The sequence below is a fragment of the Micromonospora globbae genome (assembly GCF_003610785.1).
GTDB lineage: Bacteria > Actinomycetota > Actinomycetes > Mycobacteriales > Micromonosporaceae > Micromonospora > Micromonospora globbae.
Map to the genome: position 1 here is coordinate 61,666 of NZ_RAQQ01000024.1, position 23,461 is coordinate 85,126.

General features: G+C 74.5%; 22 protein-coding genes, 1 tRNA gene and 1 pseudogene. 15 read left to right on the forward strand and 9 right to left on the reverse strand.

Annotation, left to right across the window (positions count from 1 at the left end; all coding sequences use genetic code 11):
• Positions 1–35 precede the first annotated feature (35 nt).
• Positions 36–1,475 carry an MFS transporter gene (locus D7I43_RS26645; RefSeq protein WP_120331326.1) on the reverse strand — a complete coding sequence of 480 codons (1,440 nt, stop codon included), beginning with the start codon at positions 1,473–1,475 and terminating at the stop codon, positions 36–38.
• A 75-nt stretch (positions 1,476–1,550) separates the two neighbouring features.
• On the reverse strand, positions 1,551–1,787 hold the full coding sequence (locus tag D7I43_RS26650) for a hypothetical protein (protein ID WP_120331362.1): 237 nt from the start codon (positions 1,785–1,787) through the stop codon (positions 1,551–1,553).
• A 157-nt stretch (positions 1,788–1,944) separates the two neighbouring features.
• Between D7I43_RS26650 and D7I43_RS26655 the strand changes: the two genes are divergently transcribed.
• Both D7I43_RS26655 and D7I43_RS26660 read left to right on the forward strand, forming a co-directional pair.
• Entirely contained in the window at positions 1,945–3,105 is a 1,161-nt protein-coding gene (locus tag D7I43_RS26655; protein ID WP_120331327.1) for a geranylgeranyl reductase family protein, read from the forward strand.
• Between the two features lie 355 nt (positions 3,106–3,460).
• Positions 3,461–3,667 (forward strand): hypothetical protein, encoded by a 207-nt coding sequence (locus D7I43_RS26660; RefSeq protein WP_120331328.1) that lies wholly within the window; start codon positions 3,461–3,463, stop codon positions 3,665–3,667.
• Between the two features lie 60 nt (positions 3,668–3,727).
• Here the strand turns inward: D7I43_RS26660 and D7I43_RS26665 are convergent, their stop codons facing one another.
• Positions 3,728–5,518 carry a bifunctional metallophosphatase/5'-nucleotidase gene (locus tag D7I43_RS26665; RefSeq protein ID WP_120331363.1) on the reverse strand — a complete coding sequence of 597 codons (1,791 nt, stop codon included), beginning with the start codon at positions 5,516–5,518 and terminating at the stop codon, positions 3,728–3,730.
• A gap of 220 nt (positions 5,519–5,738) precedes the next feature.
• On the opposite strand from D7I43_RS26665, the gene D7I43_RS26670 reads away from it, so the two are divergent.
• Positions 5,739–6,629 carry an SDR family oxidoreductase gene (locus D7I43_RS26670; protein ID WP_120331364.1) on the forward strand — a complete coding sequence of 297 codons (891 nt, stop codon included), beginning with the start codon at positions 5,739–5,741 and terminating at the stop codon, positions 6,627–6,629.
• 37 nt (positions 6,630–6,666) lie between these two features.
• Here the strand turns inward: D7I43_RS26670 and D7I43_RS26675 are convergent, their stop codons facing one another.
• Positions 6,667–7,326 (reverse strand): nucleotidyl transferase AbiEii/AbiGii toxin family protein, encoded by a 660-nt coding sequence (locus tag D7I43_RS26675; protein WP_240033178.1) that lies wholly within the window; start codon positions 7,324–7,326, stop codon positions 6,667–6,669.
• Positions 7,323–7,664, reverse strand: a complete 342-nt coding sequence (locus D7I43_RS26680) for a hypothetical protein (RefSeq protein WP_120331329.1) — start codon at positions 7,662–7,664, stop codon at positions 7,323–7,325. The genes D7I43_RS26675 and D7I43_RS26680 overlap by 4 nt, the downstream gene beginning before the upstream one ends.
• Before the next feature lie 693 nt (positions 7,665–8,357).
• Here D7I43_RS26680 and D7I43_RS26685 point away from each other — a divergent pair.
• The 10 genes and pseudogenes from D7I43_RS26685 to D7I43_RS26730 all read left to right on the forward strand — a co-directional run bounded on the left by D7I43_RS26685 (position 8,358) and on the right by D7I43_RS26730 (position 19,716).
• Positions 8,358–8,948 carry a hypothetical protein gene (locus D7I43_RS26685; RefSeq protein ID WP_120331330.1) on the forward strand — a complete coding sequence of 197 codons (591 nt, stop codon included), beginning with the start codon at positions 8,358–8,360 and terminating at the stop codon, positions 8,946–8,948.
• A 218-nt stretch (positions 8,949–9,166) separates the two neighbouring features.
• Positions 9,167–12,403, forward strand: a pseudogene (gene fdh / locus D7I43_RS26695) (formate dehydrogenase); the annotation flags it as partial.
• A 23-nt stretch (positions 12,404–12,426) separates the two neighbouring features.
• A complete protein-coding gene (locus D7I43_RS26700; protein ID WP_120331333.1) occupies positions 12,427–13,473 on the forward strand; it encodes a 4Fe-4S dicluster domain-containing protein in 1,047 nt (348 codons plus the stop codon).
• Positions 13,470–14,564, forward strand: coding sequence for an NrfD/PsrC family molybdoenzyme membrane anchor subunit (gene nrfD, locus D7I43_RS26705; protein ID WP_120331334.1), 1,095 nt, complete (start codon positions 13,470–13,472; stop codon positions 14,562–14,564). The genes D7I43_RS26700 and nrfD overlap by 4 nt, the downstream gene beginning before the upstream one ends.
• A 98-nt stretch (positions 14,565–14,662) precedes the next feature.
• Positions 14,663–14,758 (forward strand) — tRNA-Sec (locus tag D7I43_RS32830).
• Positions 14,759–14,779: 21 nt separating this feature from the next.
• Positions 14,780–16,084: an L-seryl-tRNA(Sec) selenium transferase gene (gene selA / locus D7I43_RS26710; RefSeq protein ID WP_120331335.1), complete on the forward strand. Its 1,305-nt coding sequence runs from the start codon at positions 14,780–14,782 to the stop codon at positions 16,082–16,084.
• A gap of 1 nt (position 16,085) precedes the next feature.
• Entirely contained in the window at positions 16,086–17,840 is a 1,755-nt protein-coding gene (gene selB, locus D7I43_RS26715) for a selenocysteine-specific translation elongation factor (RefSeq protein ID WP_120331336.1), read from the forward strand.
• Positions 17,841–17,889: 49 nt separating this feature from the next.
• Positions 17,890–18,087: a hypothetical protein gene (locus D7I43_RS26720; protein ID WP_120331337.1), complete on the forward strand. Its 198-nt coding sequence runs from the start codon at positions 17,890–17,892 to the stop codon at positions 18,085–18,087.
• 85 nt (positions 18,088–18,172) lie between these two features.
• Positions 18,173–19,450 (forward strand): hemolysin family protein, encoded by a 1,278-nt coding sequence (locus tag D7I43_RS26725; protein ID WP_120331338.1) that lies wholly within the window; start codon positions 18,173–18,175, stop codon positions 19,448–19,450.
• A 98-nt stretch (positions 19,451–19,548) separates the two neighbouring features.
• A complete protein-coding gene (locus tag D7I43_RS26730; protein WP_192902284.1) occupies positions 19,549–19,716 on the forward strand; it encodes an amidophosphoribosyltransferase in 168 nt (55 codons plus the stop codon).
• Positions 19,717–19,785: 69 nt separating this feature from the next.
• Here the strand turns inward: D7I43_RS26730 and D7I43_RS26735 are convergent, their stop codons facing one another.
• Entirely contained in the window at positions 19,786–20,433 is a 648-nt protein-coding gene (locus D7I43_RS26735; protein ID WP_120331340.1) for a hypothetical protein, read from the reverse strand.
• 180 nt (positions 20,434–20,613) lie between these two features.
• Here D7I43_RS26735 and D7I43_RS26740 point away from each other — a divergent pair, with 180 nt between their 5' ends.
• Positions 20,614–20,817 (forward strand): hypothetical protein, encoded by a 204-nt coding sequence (locus D7I43_RS26740; RefSeq protein WP_120331341.1) that lies wholly within the window; start codon positions 20,614–20,616, stop codon positions 20,815–20,817.
• Here D7I43_RS26740 and D7I43_RS26745 read toward each other — a convergent pair.
• From D7I43_RS26745 to D7I43_RS26755, 3 genes are all read right to left on the reverse strand, one after another.
• On the reverse strand, positions 20,814–21,293 hold the full coding sequence (locus D7I43_RS26745; RefSeq protein ID WP_120331342.1) for a hypothetical protein: 480 nt from the start codon (positions 21,291–21,293) through the stop codon (positions 20,814–20,816). The genes D7I43_RS26740 and D7I43_RS26745 overlap by 4 nt on opposite strands.
• Positions 21,290–21,502, reverse strand: coding sequence for a phosphatidylethanolamine-binding protein (locus D7I43_RS26750; RefSeq protein ID WP_120331343.1), 213 nt, complete (start codon positions 21,500–21,502; stop codon positions 21,290–21,292). The genes D7I43_RS26745 and D7I43_RS26750 overlap by 4 nt, the downstream gene beginning before the upstream one ends.
• A gap of 155 nt (positions 21,503–21,657) precedes the next feature.
• The gene (locus D7I43_RS26755; protein ID WP_120331344.1) at positions 21,658–22,536 is read right to left on the reverse strand and encodes a universal stress protein; all 879 of its coding nucleotides are present in this window, start codon (positions 22,534–22,536) and stop codon (positions 21,658–21,660) included.
• Positions 22,537–22,651: 115 nt separating this feature from the next.
• Here D7I43_RS26755 and D7I43_RS26760 point away from each other — a divergent pair, with 115 nt between their 5' ends.
• Positions 22,652–23,398 (forward strand): SAM-dependent methyltransferase, encoded by a 747-nt coding sequence (locus D7I43_RS26760; protein WP_120331345.1) that lies wholly within the window; start codon positions 22,652–22,654, stop codon positions 23,396–23,398.
• The last annotated feature ends 63 nt before the right edge of the window (positions 23,399–23,461 follow it).

Sequence of the window (23,461 nt, forward strand, 5' to 3'; positions counted from 1 at the left end):
GAGGGGGAAGGTCGGGGGCGCCTCGGTCGGCGGGCTCAGGGGTCGTGGCGGCCGAGGATGATGTCCACGACGGCGGCGACCAGCGCGAGCGCGATGATGATGGTCGCCACCACGAGGGCGTGCTCGAACGCCGACGTCCAGTCGCCCCGGCTGCTGGCCAGCGCGGCGAAGAACACCGAGCCGACCGCGGCGATGCCGGCGGCCGCCCCGATCCGCTGCCCGGTCTGGAGCATGCCGGCGCCGCTGCCCGCCTGCGGTATGGGCACCTCGGAGAGGGTGAGCGTCTGGTTCGGCGCGATCACCAGCCCGCTGCCCAGGCCGGCGAGGAGCAGGGGCGCCGCCGTCACCCACGGCACCGGCGCGTTCGGGAAGAGCCGGAGGGCCAGTGCCGTGCCGGCGAGGCCGAGGACCACGGCGAGCAGCCCGCCGGCGACCAGTGGTCGGCCCAGGCGGTTGACGATGCGGCCACCGAGCGCGGAGGCGGCCGCCGAGCCGAGCGCGAACGGGGTGATGGCCAGGCCGGCGATCAGGGCGCTGTAGCCGTGCCCGTTCTGCAGGAAGAGCGTGAAGATGAAGAAGATCGCCGTGAACCCGCCGAAGTAGATGAGGGCGATCAGCGCGCCCAACGTGTACGACCGGAAGCGGAACAGCTTCAGGTCGAACAGCGGCTGCCGTTGCCGCGCGTACCGCCGTTCCCACAGCGCGAACGCGAGCAGCACCAGCAGCCCGACGGGGATGAGCGTCCACTTCCACGGCGTCCGCCACTGCTGTTCCTGCACGAGCGGCAGCAGCACGAGCAGGACGCCGACGCCGAGCAGCACCACCCCCACGGGGTCGAGTCGGTGCTGGTCCCCGTGCCCCTTGACCCGGCTGGGGAGCAGCCGCCACCCGAGGATCATCGCGATGATGCCGACCGGCACGTTGACGAAGAAGACGTACCGCCAGCCGTGGTCCTGGCCGCCGAGGGCGATGAGCAGTCCGCCGAGCAGCGGCCCGACGGCGGTGGAGATGCCGATGGTGGCGCCCAGCAGCCCGAAGGGGCGCGCCCGCTCGGGCCCGCGGAACATCTCCTGGATGACGCCGGTGACCTGGGGGTTGACGATGCCGGCCGCGGCGCCCTGGAGGAGTCGGGCGATGACGAGCCAGGTGGGGGAGGGCGCCAGGCCGGCGAACGCGCTGGTGAGGGTGAACAGTCCGATCCCGAAGACGAACGCGTTGCGCCGGCCCCGGGCGTCGCCGAAGCGTCCGGCGGGGACGAGGACGAGGCCGAACGTCAGCGCGTACCCGGAGAGAACCCACTGGAGGTCACTGGGCGACGCGTGGAGTGCCCGGTCCAGAGAGGGCACGGCCACGTTGACGATGCTGACGTCGAGCAACGTCATGAACGCGGCGACCAGGCCGACCCCGAGGGCCTGCCAGCGTCGCCGGTTCTCTGCTGGGTCGATGTCGGCCGGCGGGGTACCCGCCGCGCTCATCGTGCCCCCCGTCGACCGTCGATCATGTACCCCTGACCGCTACCCCGGCCAGCGGGGGAGGAACCCTCGCGCGGGTCACGCCATCTGGCGCGCGCAGAACCGCGGACCGAAATCCAGCCCGGCCATCGGCGAGTCCTCCCGGTGCAGCAGGTTCTTCTCGGTGAGCAGGTGCAGCGGAGTGTGCAGCTGCTCCTCGGTCAGCCCGGCCTCCTCGGCGATCATGTCGGGGTACGGTACCTGTCCGCGGGCCTCCAGTGCGGCGACCGCCTGGTACACCCGTTCCTCGATCTCCGACAGTTGCACCCGCTGCATCATGTCCTCCTTCGGTCGCGCCCGCCGCTGGACCGGCGGTTGCGCTGCGCGGTTACCCCTTGGCCGCCCGAAGATGCCCACCCGAAAGGGGGGCGGACCGGGCGGCGCGGGGCCCTGCCGGCGGTCGGGGCGCGCCGGGGTGCCCTAGGCTGCATCCGTGATCGTCTGGGATCTCGCCGTGGTGGGGGCAGGCCCCGCCGGGCTCTCCGCCGCGTACGCCGCGGCCCGCGCGGGCGTACGCACCCTGGTCGTCGAGCGGGCCGCCCATCCGCGGTACAAGACCTGCGGCGGTGGCCTGATCGGCACGTCGCTGGCCGCCGTGCAGGACCGGATCGAGGTGCCCGCCCACGACCGCGTCGACCGGGTGACGTTCACCCGCAACGGGCGGCGCCAGTTCAGCCGCCGGCACGGTGGGCCGCTCATCACGATGGTGCGCCGGGAGGAGTTCGACGACCGGTTGCGCGCCGCCGCGGTGGAGGCCGGGGCCGAGGTACGCGAGCGGGCCCCGGTGCGGGCGCTCGAACAGGACGCGGACGGCGTACGCCTGCGGCTGGCCGACGGCTCCACCGTGCGCGCGCGGACGGTGATCGGCGCGGACGGCTCCTCCGGGGTCACCGCCCGGCACGTGGGCGTCCGCTACCGGCAGGTGGACCTGGGGCTGGAGCTGGAGATCGAGGTGCCGCCGGAGCAGCAGGAGCGGTGGCGCCGCCACGTGCTGCTGGACTGGGGGCCGCTGCCCGGGTCGTACGCCTGGGTCTTCCCGAAGGGCGACCGGCTCACCGTCGGTGTGATCGCGGCGCGCGGGGAGGGGGAGCGCACGCGGGACTACCTGCGGGCGTTCGTCGACCGGCTCGGCCTGGCCGACGCCCCGGCCGCGCACGACTCCGGGCACCTGACCCGCTGCCGGGCGGAGGATTCCCCGCTGCGCCACGGGCGGGTGCTGGTCGTCGGGGACGCCGCCGGGCTGCTCGAACCGTGGAGCCGGGAGGGGATCAGCTACGCGCTGCGCTCCGGTGAGCTGGCGGGCGCGGCGGTGGCCGAGGGTGACCTGGGCGCGTACGAGCGGGCGGTGGCCGAGCGGTTGGTGCCCTCGATGCGGGCCGGCCATCGGTTGCTCGATCTCTTCTCGCGCCGGCCGGAGGCGTTCCACGGCCTCGTGGCGACCCCGCCCGGCTGGCGGATGTTCGTGCGGTTCTGCCAGGGCCGGGCGAGCTTCGACCAGGCGATGGCGCGTCCGGAGGTGCGGGCCGTCCTCGCGGTGCTGGACCGCCTGCCGGGGCCTCGCCGCCGTGACCGGCGGGACGCCGTGTCGGCCTGACCCCGCCGTCGGCCTGACCCCGCCCGGGGGCCTCCGCACGCGCGTCCCACCTCGACGTGACAGTCCCGGAGGTCGGGCCGCCCCACGTGACCCGCTGCGCGTCGACGCGGCCTGGGTCGGCTCGGTCCGGGGCCTGTCGCCGCCGCTCACCGACGCACCCGTTCGTCGCGCAGTCCTTCTACCACCCAGGATCCTAGGATGCCTTACGCGATGTGAGGTCCGCGGGAACCGACAAGGCACCCGACGACGAGAGCCGCGACCAGCGGCCGAGTGGGGGAGTCGCCCACGGCCCGACGGGTGCTCGTGTCCGTGCCGTGCCGGGGCGAGAATGGACCTGCGCGAGAGGGGGTGCCCGATGAGCGACGACCACGGTGGGCCGAGCACCGACCACGGCGAGCCGAGCTTCACCGACGAGGAGTACGCGTTCCTCCGGCACGTGCGGTTCGGCGAGCTGCCGCCCGCGGTCCGGCCCGAGGAGCGGATCGCGCTCACCGAGTCAGATCCGGGTCGGGTGCTGCCGGTCGACGACCCGGAGCGCTGGGACCTGCGGCACGGCGCCTGAGGCCGGTGCCGGTGACGCGGACGGGCCGCGGGTTCACCCCACGGCCCGTCCTGGCGTCGGTCAGAAGACGGGCACGCCGTCGCGGACGAGCCGCCAGTTCGGCTGGAAGAAGTCGGCCGGGTCGATCGTGCCCTTCTCCTGCGCCCAGTCGATCAGCAGCTGGCGGATCTCCTGCTGCTCGTTGTAGACCTGGGTCTTGACGATGCCGGGGAAGTTCCCGCCACCACTGCGGCGGTAGTTGTTCACCGCCACGACGAACTGCGCGTCGTCGGCCACCGGGGTGTCCGTGCCGGGCAGCACGAGCCGGGTGATCCGCTGGCCCGCCGGCTTGGCGATGTCGATGTCGTAGTCGACGCCGGAGAGTGCGTCGTAGTTGTAGTCGGGCACCAACGGGTCGCTGATGGTCTCCGGGTCGACCGGTGCGCCGGGAGCGAGCGTCACGAAGTACTTCGCCGAGTACTCCAGGTAGGCGCGCACCTCGGCACCGGTGAGCACGACCGCCTCGAGCGTGTTGTCGAAGACGTAGAGCCCCGCCACGTCGCGGATCTTCACGTCGCCGGCGGGGAAGACCGCCGTGCGGCTGAACGGCGAGGCCTGCGACAGCACCGGCAGGTCGGCGTACTGGGTGCCGGCCAGCGCCTTGGTGACCGTCTCGGCCTGGACGTGGTTGATGAAGTCCAGGATCGGGGTGTCCTTGTACCGCGACTCCACGGTCGACATCTCCACCGTGGCCCGGGCGACGACCTGGTTGACGTACGCCACGGTCTTGGCGTGCTGGGCGCGCACGGCCGCGAGGACCTTGGGGTCCTCCACGACGGTGTTGGTGTTCAGCATGGTGGCGGACTTCTTGGTGATCGTCCACCGGCCGCGCTCGCGGGCGAGCGTGAAGTCCATCCGGGTGAGGCGCTGGCCCCACTTCGACGGCTCCGACAGCAGCACCTGCTCGCCGGTCTTCTCGTTGGTCACGAACCGCTCGACGACCTCGTTGTGCGCGTGTCCGAAGAGGATGGCGTCGATCCCGGGCACCTGCTGGGCGATCAGCGCCACCGGGTTCTCGTTCGGCAGCTCCGGTCCGTAGCTGGAGGTGCCGCTGTCGCCGCCGTGCGCCGAGATCAGCACGATGTCGGCGCCGCGCTCGCGCATGATCGGCACGTACTTCGCCGCGGTCGCGATCATGTCGTCGAAGCGCAGCCTGCCCTCGACGTTGCCGCGGTCCCAGATGGCCACGCCGGGGTTCGTGAGGCCGAGGATGCCGACCCGCAGGGTCGGTGCGGCGAAGCCGAGGGAGACCTTCTTGATGACGTACGGCAGGAAGGCCGGCTTGCCGGTCTTCGCGTTGATCGCGTTGGCGGCCAGGGCCGGGAAGCCGAGCTGGCGGATCCAGAGGTCCAGCAGCGGCAGGCCGTAGTTGAACTCGTGGTTGCCCAGCGTCACGGCGTCGTAGTCGATGATGTTCATGGCGCGGGCCATGGGGTGCTTCTCGCCGGTGCTGGTGATCGGCTCCTGCTTGGCGTAGAAGGTGGCCAGCGGAGTGCCCTGGATGGTGTCGCCGGCGTCGAGCACGAGCGTGGCCTTGCCGCGCCGCTCGGCGCGGATCTGGTTGATGAGCGTGGCCAGCTTCGCGACGCCGATGTCGTTGTGCTTGCTGTCGTCGTACTCGGCGTCGCGGTAGTAGTCCCAGTTGTAGACGTTCCCGTGGGTGTCGGACGTACCCAGGAGGGTGAGGTCCCAGGTGCGCTTCCCGGCCGCGCCGGCCGCGTGCGCGGGTGCGGCGGCGACGAGCGGGGCGGCGACCGCGGCGGCGGCCGCGGCGAGCACCTGCCGGCGCGAGGGACCGGAGGGAGAGGTCATGATGTGCCCTTCCATGGGGGTGGACGCGCCGGTGGGCGCCGAGCGCACCATAACCACCGCTCGTCACTCCTGTCACAGGGGCCCGATCAGTCACCGTCCGTGAGCGCCGTCGGGGCGGGAGGTCGGCGCCGGGTGCCGGCGTCGCGTCCGGCGGTTTCCGGGCGATGTGCCCGGGTAGGGCGGTGGGGGACCGTTCCGGCAGGTGCGCGAGGAGACGTCGGTGAGTGAGGACCAGTACCGCCAGCAGGACCCGACCAGCCAGTACGGCCAGCGTTCGGGGCAGCCGAAGCAGCAGCAGAACCCGCCCGGGGTCACCGGGCGGATGACCCCTCGGCCGGACCACGGCGAGGAGTCCTACCGGGGCAGCGACCGGCTCGCCGGCAAGCGGGCGCTCATCACCGGCGGTGACTCCGGCATCGGCCGGGCCGTCGCCATCGCGTTCGCCCGGGAGGGCGCCGACGTGCTGATCTCGTACCTGGGCGAGGAGGAGGACGCCGACGCCCGGGACACCGTCCGACTCGTCGAGGAGGCCGGGCGGCGCGGGGTGGCCGTCCGCGGCGACCTCGCCGACGAGCGGCACTGCGAGGCGCTGGTGGAGCGGACGGTCGCCGACCTCGGTGGGTTGGACATCCTCGTCAACGTCGCGGGCTACCAGATGTCCCAGGAGAAGGGCATCCTCGGCGTCAGCACCGAACAGTTCGACCGGGTGATGAAGACCAACCTGTACGCGCTGTTCTGGCTCTGCAAGGCCGCGATCCCGCACATGCCCGACGGCTCGGTGATCATCAACACGGCGTCGATCCAGGCGTACGAGCCGTCGCCGCAGCTCATCGACTACGCCACGACGAAGGCCGGGATCGCGAACTTCACGAAGGCCCTCGCCGACCGGGGCATCCGGGTGAACGCGGTCGCCCCCGGCGCGGTGTGGACGCCGCTGATCCCGGCCACGATGCCCGAGGAGGCGGTGGAGTCGTTCGGCGCCAGCTCGCCGATCGGGCGGCCGGGGCAGCCGGCCGAGCTGGCGCCCGCGTACGTCTTCTTCGCCTCCCAGGAGTCGAGCTTCGTGACGGGGGAGGTGCTGGGCGTGACGGGTGGCCGCCCGATCACCTGAGTCGCGGGGCGCCGTCGGGTGGCTGCCCGGCCGGCGGTCAGCGGGGCCAGGTGGCGAGGCGCTGCCGGACCCGCGCCACCGCCGCGGCATCGAGGCCGTAGCGGGCGAACCGCTGCGCGGGGATGCGATCCAGGTAGCGGCCGGCGGCGCGGACGTCCTCCGGGTCGAGGGCGGGGTCGACCTGGCGGGCCAGGTCGAGCAGCTCCGCCACGTCGTAGTGGTCGAGGGCCGCGGCGACGTCGATGTAGTCGCGTACCTCGCGCCGGTTCACGAGGGCGGCGATCTTGTTGGCGACGAGGTCGCGGACGTCCATGACCGGGCCGAGATCCATCACGACGGGGCTACGGTGCCGGTCGAGGCGGGCCAGGCTCAGCCGGATCTGCCGGCCGTCCCGGCTCACCACGAAGTCCTTCATGTCCTGCTCGTAGCCCTCGAACAGGTCGGCGACGTCGCCGTCCGGGTCGGCGTCGGCCACCTCGAAGCCGGCCCGTTCGAGGGCGGTACGCACGCCCGCGGCGGCGGCCGCGGCGGCGCCCTCGACGTCGGCGAAGAGGTCGACGTCCTCGGTGGGGCGGGCGACCAGCCCGTGCGCGGCCCAGGCCACGCCGCCGCCGAGGACGAACCGGTGCGGTCCGGCGGCCGTGAGCGCCACGCGGGCCACCTCGCGGTAGAACTCGTGCAGGTGGGGTGCGTTCACGCGTCGCGCAGCGCCGGGTGGCGCTCCTCCCACGCCCGGCGTACGCCGCGGGGAAGGTTGAGCAGGGGCCACACCTGGCGCAGCGTGCGACCGTCGATCAGCTGGCGCAGGTCCTCGGTGCGGGTGGTTTCGCGCAGCACGTTCTCGTAGAGCCAGAGCAACTGGTCGGGGTCGGCGAGGTCGAACGTGCGCTCGGCGTTCCACATGAGGCGTACCGGCAGCTCGACGATGCCGTGCGTGGGTCCGGTGAGTTCGGCGAGGGTGGGGGTGACCACCGCAGGGCGCCCCGGTCGGGCCAGGAAGGCCACGCCGGCGAGGCTCGGTGAAGTGCCCTGCATGGTGCCAGGGTAACGCCCGCCGGGCCGGGCAGTGTTGATCGACTGCGTTTCGTGCGGGAAGAGGCGTCATCGACTCGTCGTGCGGGGCGGCGGCTGGCTGGTCGGGTGGGCGATCCCGGGCGGCTGTGGGCGGTCCGGGGCTTGTGGTCCGCCGGTGACGGGGCTGCGCGGGTTTGGTCGAGTCGGCGCCGGCCGCCCGGCGGCTCCGGATGTCCGGTATGCCGTGGTGTCGGCGGTGTGGGGCTGATCTGCCGGTCGGGGGTGCCGGCGGATCGCCGGCTGTCCGGTTGTGGGTGGTCTGGGGTGTGGTCGGTGGCACCCTGGGGCCGGAATCGTGGGCGGGCCGGGGTCGTTGAACACCCCTGACGGCCGAGGCAGCAGGCCCCCGGCCCCGGTGGCCCGCCGGCACAGGTGAGGTCCCGGGAATGATGGCCGGCCGCCGGTCGTTGCACACCGATCCACGGCCCCGGTAGGGCACCGCCCCGCCGCCGCCCCCCGGCCTGGCGCCGGGGAATGACGGCCGGCCCGGGTCGTTGGACACGGACCCGGCCCGGTGCGGCACCCCCGCCCACCACAGGCCGCGGACCCCCCGAGACTTTCCCCCCTTCGAGCGCACCCGTGTGCTCGTCCCCCGAGATCCACGCCCCGATCCCCCGAACGGGCGTGGACCTTCACCCCCGAGGAGCTTTCATCATGAACACGATCCTGCGTAAGAGCGTGCTCGGTATCGCTGGTCTGGCGTTCGCCGGTGGCGTGGTCGGTGGCCCGATCGCGGCCCACACCAGCGGCCACCACGCGGTCGACGCGCGGCCGGTGGCGGTCGTGCAGACCGACAAGCCCGACACCGGGAAGCTGATCCCGCACGGCACCCAGGGCGCCCAGTCGCGCATCGAGCTGAACGACGAGCAGACCGCGAACGCGAAGGCGATCATCGCGGCGACGAAGAAGAACGGCCTGCCCGAGCGGGCGGCGGTCATCTCCATCGCCACGAGCCTGCAGGAATCCAAGCTGGAGAACCTGGGCCACCTCGGCGACGCCAACGACCACGACTCGCTGGGCCTGTTCCAGCAGCGCCCGAGCTCGGGTTGGGGCACGCCGGAGCAGATCACCGACCCCGAGTACTCCACCACCGCGTTCCTCAAGGGCCTCAAGCAGGTCGACGGCTGGCAGGACATGCCCCTGACCGACGCCGCCCAGACCGTGCAGGTGTCGGCGTACCCGGACGCCTACGCCCAGTGGGAGCAGCAGGCCGCCGACCTGGTCGCCCAGCACTGGAACAGCTGACACCCCCACAGCTAACCACCACACAGACCTGACATACAGGGGGAAACACGCTGGCCGGCACCCGAACGGGTGCCGGCCAGCGGCATGTCCGCACCCGGCGTCCACCCGGCGTCCACCGAAGGCGGGAGCGACGGGGAATCCGCCCGCTCGGGTCGCGCGGTCACGGCCGCTGCCTTATGTTCATGGGGTCGGGCGTCGCGGACGTGAGGAGGTGTCGGGTGGGCATCCGGACCTTCATCGAGGGTTGGCCGGTCTACCGGCAGCTCACCGGCACGGATCCGCTGGGTCGGGGCGCGGCGGCGCAGTCGGAGCGCTCCGCGGAGCTGACCGCCCGCACCGAGACCGCCGATCGGGTGGCCCGCTCGGTGTGCCCGTACTGCGCGGTCGGCTGCGGCCAGCGGGTGTACGTCCAGGACGGTCGCGTCACCCAGATCGAGGGTGACTGGGACAGCCCGATCTCCCGTGGCCGGCTGTGTCCGAAGGGCGCGGCCAGCAAGAGCCTCGTGACGAGCCCCCTGCGCCAGACGAAGGTCCGCTACCGCCGACCGTACGGCACGGAGTGGGAGGACCTGGATCTCGACGTCGCGCTCGACATGATCGCCGACCGGGTGCTCGCCGCGCGCGAGCAGACCTGGGAGGACGTGGACGACGAGGGCCGGCCGCTGAACCGCACCCTGGGCATCTCCAGCCTGGGCGGGGCGACGCTGGACAACGAGGAGAACTACCTCATCAAGAAGCTGTTCACGGCGATGGGGGCGCTCCAGATCGAGAACCAGGCCCGTATTTGACACTCCGCCACCGTCCCCGGTCTGGGGACCAGCTTCGGTCGCGGTGGTGCGACGGACTTCCAGCAGGACGTCGCCAACGCTGACGTCATCGTCATCCAGGGCTCGAACATGGCCGAGGCCCACCCGGTGGGTTTCCAGTGGGTGATGGAGGCGAAGCGTCGCGGCGCCAAGGTCTTCCACGTCGATCCGCGGTTCACGCGGACCAGCGCGCTGGCCGACACGTACCTGCCGATCCGGGCGGGCACGGACATCGCCCTGCTCGGCGGGGTGGTGCGCTACATCCTGGAGAACGAGCTCGATTTCCGGGAGTACGTGCTGGCCTACACGAACGCGGCCACGATCGTCAGCGACCAGTTCGTCGACACCGAGGACGGCGACGGCATCTTCTCCGGATTCAAGCCGGAGACCGGCACGTACGACCAGACCTCCTGGCAGTACGCGGGCCAGGAGAACGGGGGCGGTGCCGAGGACACGGAGGAGGCGCGGGAGACCGCGGCCGGGCTGCGGCACGAGTCGCACGGGAGCCCGATCCCCGGCGTGGTGCGGCGGGACGAGACGTTGCAGCACCCGAACTGCGTCTACCAGATCCTGAAGCGGCACTACGCCCGCTACACGCCGGAGATGGTGGAGCGGGTCTGCGGCATCCCGCAGGAGAAGTTCCTCGAACTGGCCCGCGCCTGGACGGAGAACTCGGGCCGGGAACGCACCGGGGTGCTCATCTACTCGGTGGGCTGGACGCAGCACAGCGTCGGCGTGCAGTACATCCGCACCGGCGCGATCATCCAGAGCCTGCTGGGCAACATCGGCCGCCCGGGCGGCGGGGTCCTGGCGCTGCGCGGGCACGCGAGCATCCAGGGGTCCACCGACATCCCGACGCTGTTCAACCTGCTTCCCGGCTACCTGCCGATGCCGCACCACGCGACGCACCCCACGTTCGACGCGTGGGCGAGCAGCATCCGGCACCCGGGCCAGAAGGGCTACTGGGGCCACGCCCGCGCCTACTGCGCCAGCCTGTTGAAGGCGTACTGGGGTGACAAGGCGACGCCGGAGAACGACTTCTGCTACGGCTACATGCCGCGGCTGACCGGCGACCACGGCACCTACCAGCAGGTGCTCAACATGATCGACGGCAAGGTGAAGGGGTACTTCCTGCTCGGGCAGAACCCGGCGGTCGGCTCGGCGCACGGGCGGGCGCAGCGGCTGGGCATGGCCAACCTGGACTGGCTCGTGGTCCGCGACCTGTTCATGATCGAGAGCGCGACGTTCTGGAAGAACGCTCCGGAGGTGGCCACCGGCGAGATCGTGCCGGAGCAGTGCCGCACCGAGGTGTTCTTCCTGCCGGCCGCCTCGCACGTGGAGAAGGAGGGCACGTTCACGCAGACCCAGCGTCTCCTCCAGTGGCGGGAGAAGGCCGTGGAGCCGCCGGGCGACTGCCGCTCCGAACTGTGGTTCTTCTACCACCTGGGACGCAAGCTGCGGGAGAAGCTGGCCGGCTCGGACAAGCCCCGCGACCGCGCGCTGCTGGACCTCGCCTGGGACTACCCGACGGAGGGTCCGCTCGCCGAGCCGAGCGCCGAGGCGGTCCTGCGCGAGATCAACGGGTTCGAGGTGGCGACCGGCCGTCCGCTCGGCGGCTTCACCGAGGCCCGCGACGACGGCTCCACGGCGATGGGCTGCTGGATCTACAGCGGCGTGTACGCCGACGGGGTGAACCAGGCGGCGCGCCGCAAGCCGCGGCACGAGCAGAACTGGGTGGCCGGGGAGTGGGGCTGGGCGTGGCCGGCGAACCGGCGGACCCTCTACAACCGTGCCTCCGCCGACCGCGAGGGGCGGCCGTGGAGCGAGCGGAAGAAGTACGTCTGGTGGGACGAGGAGAAGGGCGAGTGGACCGGCTACGACGTGCCGGACTTCGAGAAGACGAAGCCTCCGTCGTACCGGCCGGCGCCCGGCACGTCCGGGCCGGAGGGCATCGCCGGTGACGACGCGTTCGTCATGCAGGGCGACGGCAAGGCCTGGTTGTACGCGCCCACCGGGGTGGTGGACGGGCCGATGCCGACGCACTACGAGCCGGCCGAGTCGCCGCTGCGCAACCCGCTCTACCGGCAGCAGGCGAACCCGACCCGGAAGGTGTACCCGCACCCGGTGAACTCGGTGAACCCGAGCCCGCCCGAGGAGCACTCGCAGGTCTTCCCGTACGTGTTCACGGTCAGCCGGCTCACCGAGCACCACACGGCGGGCGGGATGAGCCGCACGGTGCCGCCGCTGGCCGAGCTGCAGCCGGAGATGTTCGTGGAGGTGTCCCCGGAACTGGCCGCCGAGGCGGGGCTCACCCACCTCGGGTGGGCGCACCTGGTCAGCGGCCGGGCGGTCATCGAGGCGAAGGTGCTGGTCACCGACCGGCTCACGCCGTTGCGGGTGGAGGATCGCATCATCCACCAGGTCTGGCTGCCGTACCACTTCGGCTTCGAGGGCCTGGTGACCGGCGACTCGGCGAACGACCTGTTCGGGATCACCCTCGACCCCAACGTGCTGATCCAGGAGAGCAAGGTGGGCACCTGCGACGTGCGGCCAGGCCGCCGCCCCACCGGCGCGGCGCTGCGCGAGCTGGTCGAGGACTACCGGCGGCGCGCCGGCATCACACCGGAACGGCACGCGCCGGTGGTCACCCCCGCCGACGGGGAGGGCGCGCGATGACGCCGGACCCGAACAGCCTCTACGGCCCGCTCGACCCGGCGCCCGAGGCCGGGTGGTCGCAGGCCCCGCCGCGGATGGGCTTCTTCACCGACACGAGCGTGTGCATCGGCTGCAAGGCCTGCGAGGTGGCCTGCAAGGAGTGGAACGACGTGCCCACGTCCGGCCTGGACCTGCTGGGCATGTCGTACGACAACACGGGCGCGTTGACGGCGAACTCGTGGCGGCACGTGGCCTTCGTCGAGCAGCCCCGCCCGGCGGGGCACCGGACGCCGCCGTTCGCCGGCAACCCGACGGACGGGTCGGTCAGCCCCGCGTCGGCGGCGGTCGCGGCGGGGACGGGCAACCCGACCGGCACCGATCCCGGGGTGCCGCCCGGCGACCCGGACGCGGCGGCGCGGATGGCGGCCGGGCCGGAGTTCCTCGGCATGCCCGGCTCGCAGCCGCCGGGGCGCACGGGCACGGCCGACGGGCGCAGCGACTTCCGCTGGCTGATGATGTCCGACGTGTGCAAGCACTGCACGCACGCCGCCTGCCTCGACGTCTGCCCGACCGGGGCGCTGTTCCGCACCGAGTTCGGCACGGTGGTGGTGCAGGAGGACATCTGCAACGGCTGCGGCTACTGCATCCCCGCCTGCCCGTACGGGGTCATCGACCAGCGCAAGGGTGACGGGCGGGCGTGGAAGTGCACGCTGTGCTACGACCGGATCGGGGCCGGGAAGACGCCCGCGTGCGCGCAGGCCTGCCCGACGGAGTCGATCCAGTACGGGCCGCTGGAGGAGTTGCGCGAGCGGGCCGCCGCCCGGGTGGCCACCCTGCACGAGCGCGGGGTGCCGGAGGCCCGGCTCTACGGCCACGACCCGGACGACGGGGTGGGCGGCGACGGCGCGTTCTTCCTGCTGCTCGACGAGCCGGAGGTGTACGGGCTGCCACCGGACCCGGTGGTCACGACCCGTGACCTGCCGAAGATGTGGAAGCGGGCCGGCCTGGCCGCCCTGGCCATGGCGGCCGCCGCCGTGGCCGCGTTCGTCGGAGGTTCCTCGTGACGTCGGACCAGCCGGTCGGCGACCGGTTCCGTCAGTTCCGCGACCGGGTCGACGGGGGCGGGCAGCCGTCCGGCGGGCCGGGCGGCGAGGGCGCGGTGAGCCGCCGCCGGGGCGGCCGCCGCGGCGGTGAGGAACTGCGCGTCCCGGAGGCCGAGTTCGTCTCCTACTACGGCCGGCCGATCATCAAGCCGCCGGTGTGGAAGTGGGACATCGCCGCGTACCTGTTCACCGGCGGGCTGGCGGCCGGCTCGTCGCTGCTGGCCGCGGGCGGGCAGCTCACCGGCCGGCCGGCGCTGCGCCGCGCCGGCCGGGTCACGGCGCTCGCGGCGATCGGCGCGAGCACCGCCTTCCTGATCCGGGACCTGGGCCGGCCGGAACGCTTCCACCACATGCTGCGGGTCGCGAAGCCCACCTCCCCGATGTCGATGGGCACCTGGATCCTCGCCGCGTTCGGACCGGCGGCCGGGGTGGCCGCCGTCGCCGAGGCGGCGCCGCTGCTGCCCGCCGGTGGCCTGCTCGGCCTGGGGGGCCGGGTGCTGCCGCCGATCGGGCGGGTCGCCGGGCTGGCCGCCGCGGCCACCGCCCCGGCGCTGGCCACCTACACCGGCGTGCTGCTCGCCGACACGGCCGTGCCGTCGTGGCACGAGGCGTACCCGGAACTGCCCGTCGTGGTCGCCGGCAGCGCGCTGGCCAGCGGCGCCGGTGTCGGACTGATCGCCGCGCCGGCGGAGCAGGCGGGCCCGGCGCGCCGCATGGCCCTGGCGGGCGCGGCCCTGGAGGTCGGCGCGGCGAGCCGGATGGAGTCCCGCCTCGGACTGCTCGCCGAGCCGTACCGCACCGGCCGGCCCGGAACGCTGCTCCGCGCCGGCCGGGTGCTCACCGCCGCCGGCACGGTCGGCGCGCTGGCCGGCCGCCGCAGCCGGGTGCTGTCGGTGGTGTCCGGCGCCGCGTTGCTCGCCGGCTCGCTGGCCACCCGGTTCGGGGTCTTCCACGCCGGGCTGGCCTCGGCGCGGGATCCGAAGTACACGGTCGTGCCGCAACGGGAACGGCTCGGCCGACGCCCGAAGACCACGGCCGTCGCCGCCGACTGAGCGGCCCGCCGCCGGCCCCGCACCACGACCGGGCCGCCGATCGACCGGCTTTCCACCTCGCCGCGCGGCGCCGCGGCCGTTGTGGTCAAATGCTCGGTGGAGGCGTTCAGGCGGCTGGTGCCCCTCCCGGTCTTCAAAACCGGTGTGGTCCGGGACCCGGGCCAGGCGGGTTCGATTCCCGTCCGTCTCCGCCAAGTGTGGTGGGGGATGACGTGATGCGCGACGGGCAGGTCGACCCGCGTCGCCGCGTACCCCGCACCGACCTGCTCCTCGCCGACCCCGGGCTGGCGGCCGCGACGGCCATGCTCGGCCGCGACCGGGTCAAGGCCGCCGTGGTCGCCGCCCAGGAGCGGGCGCGCCGCGGGGAGATCGCGCCCGAGGAGGTCCGCGACGCCGCCGTGGCGGCGCTGCCGGCGCCCGCGCCACGGGCGGTGCTCAACGCCACCGGGGTCGTGCTGCACACCAACCTGGGCCGCGCCGCGCTGTCCCGCCCCGCGGTCGACGCGCTCGTCGCCGCGGCCGGGCACACCGACGTCGAGCTGGACCTGGCCACCGGCCGGCGGGCCCGCCGCGGCCGGGACGCCATGGCCGCGCTGGCCGCCGCCGTGCCGGCGGCGGGCGCCGTGCACGTGGTGAACAACGGGGCCGCGGCGCTGGTGCTCGCGGCGACCGCGCTCGCCGCAGGACGCGAGATCGTCGTGAGCCGCGGCGAGCTGGTGGAGATCGGCGACGGGTTCCGGCTGCCGGACCTGCTGGTCAGCACGGGCGCCCGGTTGCGTGAGGTGGGGACGACCAACCGCACCACCCTCGCCGACTACGCCGCCGCGGTCGGCCCGGAGACCGGTTTCCTGCTGAAGGTCCACCCGTCGAACTTCCGGGTCACCGGGTTCACCTCGGCCGTCGGCGTACGCGAGCTGGCGACCCTCGGCGTGCCGGTGGTCGTCGACATCGGCTCGGGCCTGCTGGCCCGGGACCCGCTGCTGCCCGACGAGCCGGACGCGGCGGGCGCGCTGCGCGCCGGGGCGCACCTGGTCACGGCGAGCGGCGACAAGCTCCTCGGCGGCCCCCAGGCCGGCCTGCTGCTCGGCGACGCCGACCTGGTGGAGCGGCTGCGCCGGCATCCGCTGGCCCGGGCGTTGCGGGTGGACAAGCTCACCCTCGCCGCCCTCGCGGCGACCCTGCACCGGCCCGACACGCCGACCCGGGCGGCGCTGCACGCCGACCCGGGCGCCCTGCGCGTCCGCACCGAACGGCTGCGGGACCGCCTCGCCGCGGACGGGCACAAGGCCGAGGTGGTGCCGGCGGTGGCGGTGGTCGGCGGGGGCGGCGCGCCCGGCGTCGAGCTGGACTCGTGGGCGTTGAGCCTGCCGGAGCGGTACGCGGCCCCGCTGCGTACCGGGGAGCCGCCGGTGCTGGGCCGGGTGGAGCGGGGCCGGCTCCTGCTGGACCTGCGCTGCGTGCCGCCGGAGGCCGACGAGGCGGTACGCGCGGCGGTGCTCGCGGTGCCGGGGGACGACTGACGTGTGGGTCGTCGCCACCGCGGGGCACGTGGACCACGGCAAGTCCACCCTGGTGCGGGCGCTGACCGGGATGGAACCGGACCGGTGGGCCGAGGAACGCCGCCGGGGCATGACGATCGACCTCGGCTTCGCCTGGACGGCGTTGCCCTCCGGCGGCACGGTCGCGTTCGTCGACGTGCCCGGGCACGAACGGTTCGTGCCGAACATGCTGGCCGGCGTCGGCCCGGTGCCGGCGGCGCTCGTCGTGGTGGCGGCCGACGAGGGCTGGATGCCGCAGTCGGCCGAGCACCTGGCCGCGCTCCACGCGCTCGGGGTCGCGTACGGCCTGCTCGCCGTGACCCGCGCGGACCTGGCCGATCCGGGCCCGGCGACGGCGCGGGCGCTCACGGAGATCGCCGCGACGTCCCTCGGCGCGGTGGAGGCGGTGCCCGTCAGCGGCGTGACCGGGGCGGGACTGCCGGAGCTGCGCGCGGCGCTGGACCGGCTCGCCGCGCGGCTGCCGGCGCCGGACGTGGACGGGCCGGTGCGGCTGTGGGTGGACCGCAGCTTCACCATCCGGGGCAGCGGCACGGTCGTCACCGGCACGCTCGGCGGCGGGCGGCTGCGTGTCGGCGACGAGTTGGAGCTCGCGGGCACCGGCGAGACGGTGCGGGTGCGTGGCCTCCAGTCGCTGGGCGTGCCCACGCCCGAGGTCAGCGCGGTGGCCCGGGTGGCGGTGAACCTGCGCGGCACCCCGCGGGAGCGGCTGGCCCGCGGGGACGCCCTGCTCAGCCCGGGTCGGTTCCACCGCACCGACCTGGTGGACGTCCGCGTCGCGGGCGACCCGGCGGCGGACCTGCCGGCCGCCCTCACCCTGCACGTCGGGTCGGCCGCGGTGCCGGTCCGGGTCCGCCCGCTCGGCCCGGACACCGCCCGGCTTCGGCTGGCGCGGCCGTTGCCGCTGCTGATCGGTGACCGGGCCCTCCTGCGCGACCCGGGCCGCCACCACGTGGCCGGCGGCGTGACGCTGCTCGACGTGGCCCCGCCGCCGCTGGCCCGACGGGGAGCGGCGGCCGCCCGCGCCATCGTGCTGGCCGCGCTCGACGGCCGGCCGGACCTGGCCGGTGAGCTGCGCCGCCGCCGGCTGGTCCGCGCCGCCGACCTGACCCGGATGGGGGTGCCGGTGCACGCCCGTCCGGTGGCCGGCGACTGGCTGGCCGACCCGGGGCACTGGGAGCGGACGGGTGCCCGGCTGGCCGAGGAGGTCGCCCGGCACGCCCGGGAGCATCCGCTGGAGCCGGGAATCCCGGTGGAGACGCTCCGGCAGCGGCTCGCCCTGCCGGACCGGGCGCTGGTGGAGGCGCTGGTCCGCCCGCCACTGCGGGTACGCGGCGGACGGGTCACCGCCTCGACCGTCGACGCGCTGCCCGAGCCGGTGGCCCGCGCGGTGCAGCGCATCCGCGCCGAGTTCGGTGACCGGCCCTTCCGGGCGCCGGAGGCCGACCGCCTCGCCGACCTGGGCCTCGGGCCGCGGGAGATCGGCGCGGCCGTGCGCGCGGGCGCGCTGCTGCGCCTGGCCGACAACGTGGTGCTGCTGCCCGACGTCCTCGACGAGGCGGTGCGGGTGCTCGCGGGCCTGCCGCAGCCGTTCACCCTCTCCGCGGCCCGGCAGGCCCTGGACACCACCCGGCGGGTGGCCGTCCCGTTGCTGGAACTGCTGGACCGCCGCGGCGCGACGCGGCGGCTGCCCGACGACGCGCGGATCGTGGTCGGCTGAGCCGGCCAACCGGCCCTGCCGGGGCCCGGCCGTCACCTACGGTGACGCCATGGACCCTTCCGCGGTCTGGCGGGACAAGCAGCACAAGTGGCGGATCGAGGCGTACCGGGCGCCCGACCTGCGGTTCGCGATCTTCGCCACCAACGGCACCACCGAGTCCGCGCCGCTGTGGCTGTTCGGGATGTCGGCGCTGGCCCGGTGGCTGATGACGCACGCCATCTCGCTGGACGACCTGGAGAGCGACTGACCCCGGCGGCGCCGGCCGCGGTGGGGTGACCTGGACGCCGCACCGGGTACGCGGGGCGGGCCGACGGGCGGACGGGGGTGCACGGATGGGCGGTCAGCTCGGACAGCTCGCGCTGGTGGCGGTGCTCGTGCTGGTCAACGCCGCCCTGTCCGGCAGCGAGATGGCGCTCGTGACGCTGCGCGAGGGTCAGGTGCGCCGGCTGGGCCGCCGGGCGCGCGCCGGTGAGCGGCTGGTACGCCTCTCCCGCGACCCGAACCGCTACCTTGCCACTATCCAGCTGGGCATCACCCTCGCCGGCTTCCTGGCGTCCGCGGCGGCCGCGGTGGCGCTGGCCGAGCCGCTGGTCGGCCCGCTGCGCTTCCTCGGCGGCCTGGCCCGCCCCACCGCCGTCGTCGTCGTGACGGTGGTGCTGACGTTCGTGACGCTGGTCGTCGGTGAACTCGCGCCGAAGCGGCTCGCCATGCAGCGGGCCGAGCGGTGGGCGCTGCTGAGCGCGGGCCCGTTGGATCTTCTCGCGCGGCTGTCCCGGCCGGCGATCTGGCTGCTCAGCGTCACCACGAACGTGGTGGTGCGGCTGGCCGGCGGGGACCCGCGGGCACGGCGGGAGGAGGTGACCGAGGAGGAACTGCGGGAGATGCTGGTGAGCCAGCGGGGCCTGTCCGCCCAGCAGCGGGAGATCCTCACCGGCGCGTTCGACATCGCCGGCCGGACCCTGCGGGAGATCCTCGTGGCCCGGCGGGACGTCACCGCGCTGCCGGCCACGCTCGCCCCCGCCGAGGGCATGCGCCGCCTCGCCGCCGCGGGCCGCTCCCGGGCACCGGTGACCGGGCCGGGCGGCCTGGACGACGTGCTGGGGGTCGTGCACATCCGCGACCTGGTGGACCCGGCGCCGGGCACCGTCGGGGACCGCGCCCGCCCGCCGCTGCTGCTGCCCGCCACCCTGCCGGTCTCCGACGCGCTGCGGCAGCTGCGGCAGGAGCACCAGCAGCTCGCGCTCGTGGTCGACGAGCACGGCGGCATCGACGGCATGATCACCCTGGAGGACCTGCTGTCGGAGGTGGTCGGCGAGCTGTACGACGAGACCGACCGGGACGTCTGCGGGGTGGTCCGGGAGCCCGACGGCGGGCTGCTGCTGCCCGGCGACTTCCCGCTGCACGACCTGCCCGACGTGGGGGTGCGGCTGACCTTCCCGCTGTCGCGTGAGTACACCACGGTGGCGGGGCTGGTGCTGTCCCGGCTGGGCCGCCTGCCCGCCGGAGCGGGGGAGACCGTGCGGCTGCCCGGGCTCACCATCGAGGTGGTGGAGGTCGCCGACCGGGCCGTACGCCGGGTCCGGCTGCGCGGGTTCGCGCCCAACGGCTGACGTCGCGCCACCCCGCGCCCCGGACGGGGGACGGCGTGGTGGTTCGACCCCGCCCGGCCCGTACGCTGCGTAGCGTCACGAACGTGAAGGACCGAGGCTTGCGTACGTTCCTGACGGTGCTCGCCGGGCTCGCCGTGATCTACTTCGGCACCTCGGGCCGCGACCCGGAGGAGGGACGCGGGCTCACGGGCGGTCTGGTGCTGCTCGCCCTGCTCGCCTCGCTGCTGGTGTGGCACCTGACCAAGCCGTCCCAGCCCGCGAAGTGACCCGCCGCTCCGGCGGGTCCGCCATCCGCGGCGGCGAGGCGTCCGATCGTGGCGGTGACGGCCCGGCGGTCACCGGGCGGCCCGGGTGATCTCCTCGGCCGGTTCCTCGCCCAACGCCACCCGCACGAGCGCCGAGGCCAGCCGCCCGAACTCGGCGCCGCCGACCAGCCCGGCGAGCCGGGGCGCCGCCGTGGGCAGGCCGAGGCGCTTCGCCCCGGCGAGCGCCCGCCGGTCGACGAACGGCCGCAGGTCCGCCCATACCGTCTGTGCCTCCCGCAGGAAGATGTCCGCGCCCGTGGGGCCGATGCCGGGGAACTCGGTGAGCAGCCGCCGCAGCCCCGCGGGCTGGTCGCCGCCCTCCCGGTGCAGCCGGCGCAGGTCCCCCCGCCAGCGGTCCAGGCACAGGCGGGCGCCGTCACCGAGCATCCTGGCCGTCCGCTCGTCGTAGCGGCGGTAGTGGCCGCGGCCCAGCGCGTCGACGCGGTCCTGCCAGCTCGCCGCCTCCATCGCCTGCGGCGTCCGGTAGCCGGCGGCGAAGAGTTCCCGTGCCGCGGCCATCGCGACGCACGCGCGGATCCGCGTGCTCAGCAGCGTGGCGAGCACCAGCAGCTGGTACAGCGGCGCCGGCCGGTCGGCCAGCTTGATGCCGGCCTCCTCGGCGTACGTGCGTCCGTGCCGGTCCAGCAGGGCCCGCGCCACGGCTCGGTCGTCACCCACCCCGTCCGTGTACCCGCCCGGCGCCCGGCTAGCCCATCAGCCGTGCGACCGTGCCAGCCGCCCGCGGCATGCGACGGTGCCAGCCCGGCGGCGGCGCGGCGATTGCCGCCGACGGCGGCGGGTATCCGACCGCGGAGGCGGTCGATCCCGTCAGCCGTCCACCCGGGAAGGGAGACACCGGTGGTCAATCCGCAGCAGGAGGAGTTGCGCCGCAACGACAAGGGCGCCACGAGCCAGTACAGCAAGGGCCCGAAGCCGACCGGCCACCCGCTCAACCGCGGGTCGTCCAAGGGCGACCAGGGCCGACCGGTGCCGAAGGGCCAGGCCTCGCCGTACGGCCCGTCCGGTGAGCTGGCCGAGGACGAGAGCGACACGCGGGGTTAGCGTCGCCGACGCTTCGCGGGCGGTCGCAGCCGGTTCCACGTGGCTGCGGCCGCCAACCCGTACGCGAGGTGCGGCACGATGTCGGAGATCCAGTCCGCCCGCCGCCAGGTGCGCGGGTCGGTGATCCTCAGCACGGTCATCGAGCCGTCCGACATGGTCATCACGCTGCCGCCCAGCAGGGGAGTGGCCCACGCGAGCGACTGCCGGCGACCCCGGGCCAGCAGCGCGAAGCCGACACCGGCGGCGACGCCGATGCCGTAGCCCAGCACGGGTCCGAGCCCCGAGCGCCGGTTCGACGCCTTCTCCGGCGACCCCAGGTCCACGTGCGCGATGTCGGCGAGCCGCCCGGCCACCTGCTCCGGGGTGCTGCTCGCCGGGCGACCCCGCAGTGCCATGTCGAGGTAGCTCACCACGTTCAGGGCGGCGCTGCCGACGGCGCCCGCGATGGCGCCGTCGGTCAGCCCGGTCGTCCTCACTTCGGGTCGCCCGGCTCGCGCTCGCCCTTGGGGCCGTACACCCGCTCACCGCGGATCACGCCGCGCTGGCCCCGATCCTCCTGGAGGATCCGGTTCGCGACCTGGTTCGCCCGACCGTCGGGCACCCGCCGTCCGGAGTCGTCGATCGCGTTGCGCAACCGCGCGCGCTGCTTGTCGTACGCGTTGCTGCCCGGCCGTGGTCCTGGCATCACTGCCTCCTCCGGTCGCTGGATGGCTCCCCGGCGTCTACCCGCTCCCGGGCCCGGCAACCGTGGTCGGCGGCGGGGTGGGAGCGGCCGGCACCGGACGGCCGGGGCGACCGCGGCACGGTGGGTAAGCGGGGGAGCGACCCGGCACGGCGCGGTCAGCGGGGGCCGCGCACCACGGCGACCGGACAGTCCGCGTGGTGCAGCGCCGACTGGCTCACCGACCCCAGCAGCAACCCGGTGAACTCCCCGCGCCCCTGCCCGCCGACCACCACGAGCTGGGCGGTGCGGGACGCCTCGGTGAGCACGCGGCCGGGCCGGCCGCGTACCGCCCGGCGGGTGACGCGCAGCTGCGGGTAGCGGTCGCCGAGGCCGGCCAGCGACTCGGCGAGCACCCGGTCCTCCTCGCCGTGCAGCTGCGCCGGGTCGTACACGAGGGGCTGCATGTCGCCGGGGCCGGTGGAGACCGGGTGGCGGTAGGCGTGCAGGGCCAGCAGGTCGGTGTCGCGGGCGGCGGCCGTCTCGGCGGCGAACTCGATGGCCAGCGCCGACAGCTCGGATCCGTCCACACCGACCACCACGGGCCCGTCGGTGCGGAACGTGCCGCGCGCCACCAGCACGGGGCAGTCGGCGTACGAGGCGACCTGGATGGCCACCGACCCGACGACCAGGGCGGAGAACCCGCCCAGCCCCCGGTCGCCGAGCACGATCAGCGCGGCGGTCGGCGTCTCGCCGAGCAGCACGGCGGCGGCCTCACCGTCGATGATCTCGCCGGAGACCCGGATGCCCGGTGCGGTGGTCTCGGCCTCGGCGACGGCCGCGCTGACGAGTTGTTCGGCCTGGTCGCGGAGGCCGCCGCCGGGCGCGCCGGCGGGGGCGGTGAGCGGGACGTGCAGCAGCGGCCAGACGAACCCGTGCACGACGCGCAGGGGGCGCTGTCGACGGGCCGCCTCGGTGGCGGCGAGGCGCACCGCGCGCAGCGCGGGTTCCGAGCCGTCCACGCCGACCACCACTGCCGCGCCGTCCGACGAGTTCACCCCGCGCACCTCCCGTGGCGCCAGTATCCCGGCCGGCCCGGTGGTCGCGGAGCGATACCGCGCAGGACGCCCGGTCGGTACGCTGGCGACGTCCACCGGGGAGGGAGCGTCATCGATGGGTGAACCCGATCGGCCGAGCACCGCACGCATGATCGATTTCTGGCTCGGCGGGGAACACCACTTCCCGGTCGACGTCGCGGCGGCACGCGCGTTCGAGCAGGCGTACGGGCCGTGCGCGCCGGTGTTCCGCGCGCTGCGGGCGTTCCTCGGCCGGGCGGTGCGGGCCGTCGCCGACCGGGGCGTGGACGGGTTCCTCGTCTTCGGCGCCGGCGTGCCGACCATGGGCAACGTGCACGAGGCGGCGCCCGAGGCGACGGTGCTCTACACGGACGTGGACCCGGTGACCATCCGGCTCGGGCAGCGCATCCTCGCCGGCAGCGACCGGGCCGGCTACGGCTACGGGGACGCCACCGACATCGGCACGATCGACCCCGCCCAGCTGCACCGGTTCGTGCCGGGGTGGGGGAGGAGGCCGGTGGGGATCGTGTTCCTCGGCCTGGCCGCGTTCCTGGACGACGCGACGCTGTCCCGCACGCTCGACGAGCTGTACGCCGCGGCGGCGCCGGGCAGCTGCCTGGCCATCGACTTCGACACCGAGGAGCTGGCCGGCTACCCGGAGGCGCTGGCCATGATGGGGCCGTCGTTCCGGATGCGCGCGCCGGCGTCGTTCCGGCCGCTGCTGGGCCGTTGGGAGCCCACCGAGGACGGGATCGTCCCGGTCACGCACTGGCGACCGGAGGAGCGGCCGCCCGCGCTGCCCGACGCCTTCCACGGCGCCGTGGCGGTCCGCGGGGACGACTGACGGGTGCGTCACCGCCGGCGGGCACCACCCCGCCGGCCGCTGCGGGCTGTCCGTATGATGCTT

What these genes read in the sequence shown, in the direction of transcription:
- D7I43_RS26680 (WP_120331329.1), bottom strand. Translation starts at nt 7,664, where the DNA reads ATGCAGGGCACTTCACCGAGCCTCGCCGGCGTGGCCTTCCTGGCCCGA.
- D7I43_RS26660 (WP_120331328.1), top strand. Translation starts at nt 3,461, where the DNA reads ATGAGCGACGACCACGGTGGGCCGAGCACCGACCACGGCGAGCCGAGC.
- D7I43_RS26760 (WP_120331345.1), top strand. Translation starts at nt 22,652, where the DNA reads ATGGGTGAACCCGATCGGCCGAGCACCGCACGCATGATCGATTTCTGG.
- D7I43_RS26725 (WP_120331338.1), top strand. Translation starts at nt 18,173, where the DNA reads ATGGGCGGTCAGCTCGGACAGCTCGCGCTGGTGGCGGTGCTCGTGCTG.
- D7I43_RS26720 (WP_120331337.1), top strand. Translation starts at nt 17,890, where the DNA reads ATGGACCCTTCCGCGGTCTGGCGGGACAAGCAGCACAAGTGGCGGATC.
- D7I43_RS26685 (WP_120331330.1), top strand. Translation starts at nt 8,358, where the DNA reads ATGAACACGATCCTGCGTAAGAGCGTGCTCGGTATCGCTGGTCTGGCG.
- D7I43_RS26645 (WP_120331326.1), bottom strand. Translation starts at nt 1,475, where the DNA reads ATGAGCGCGGCGGGTACCCCGCCGGCCGACATCGACCCAGCAGAGAAC.
- D7I43_RS26650 (WP_120331362.1), bottom strand. Translation starts at nt 1,787, where the DNA reads ATGCAGCGGGTGCAACTGTCGGAGATCGAGGAACGGGTGTACCAGGCG.
- D7I43_RS26665 (WP_120331363.1), bottom strand. Translation starts at nt 5,518, where the DNA reads ATGACCTCTCCCTCCGGTCCCTCGCGCCGGCAGGTGCTCGCCGCGGCC.
- selA (WP_120331335.1), top strand. Translation starts at nt 14,780, where the DNA reads ATGCGCGACGGGCAGGTCGACCCGCGTCGCCGCGTACCCCGCACCGAC.
- D7I43_RS26700 (WP_120331333.1), top strand. Translation starts at nt 12,427, where the DNA reads ATGACGCCGGACCCGAACAGCCTCTACGGCCCGCTCGACCCGGCGCCC.
- D7I43_RS26750 (WP_120331343.1), bottom strand. Translation starts at nt 21,502, where the DNA reads ATGCCAGGACCACGGCCGGGCAGCAACGCGTACGACAAGCAGCGCGCG.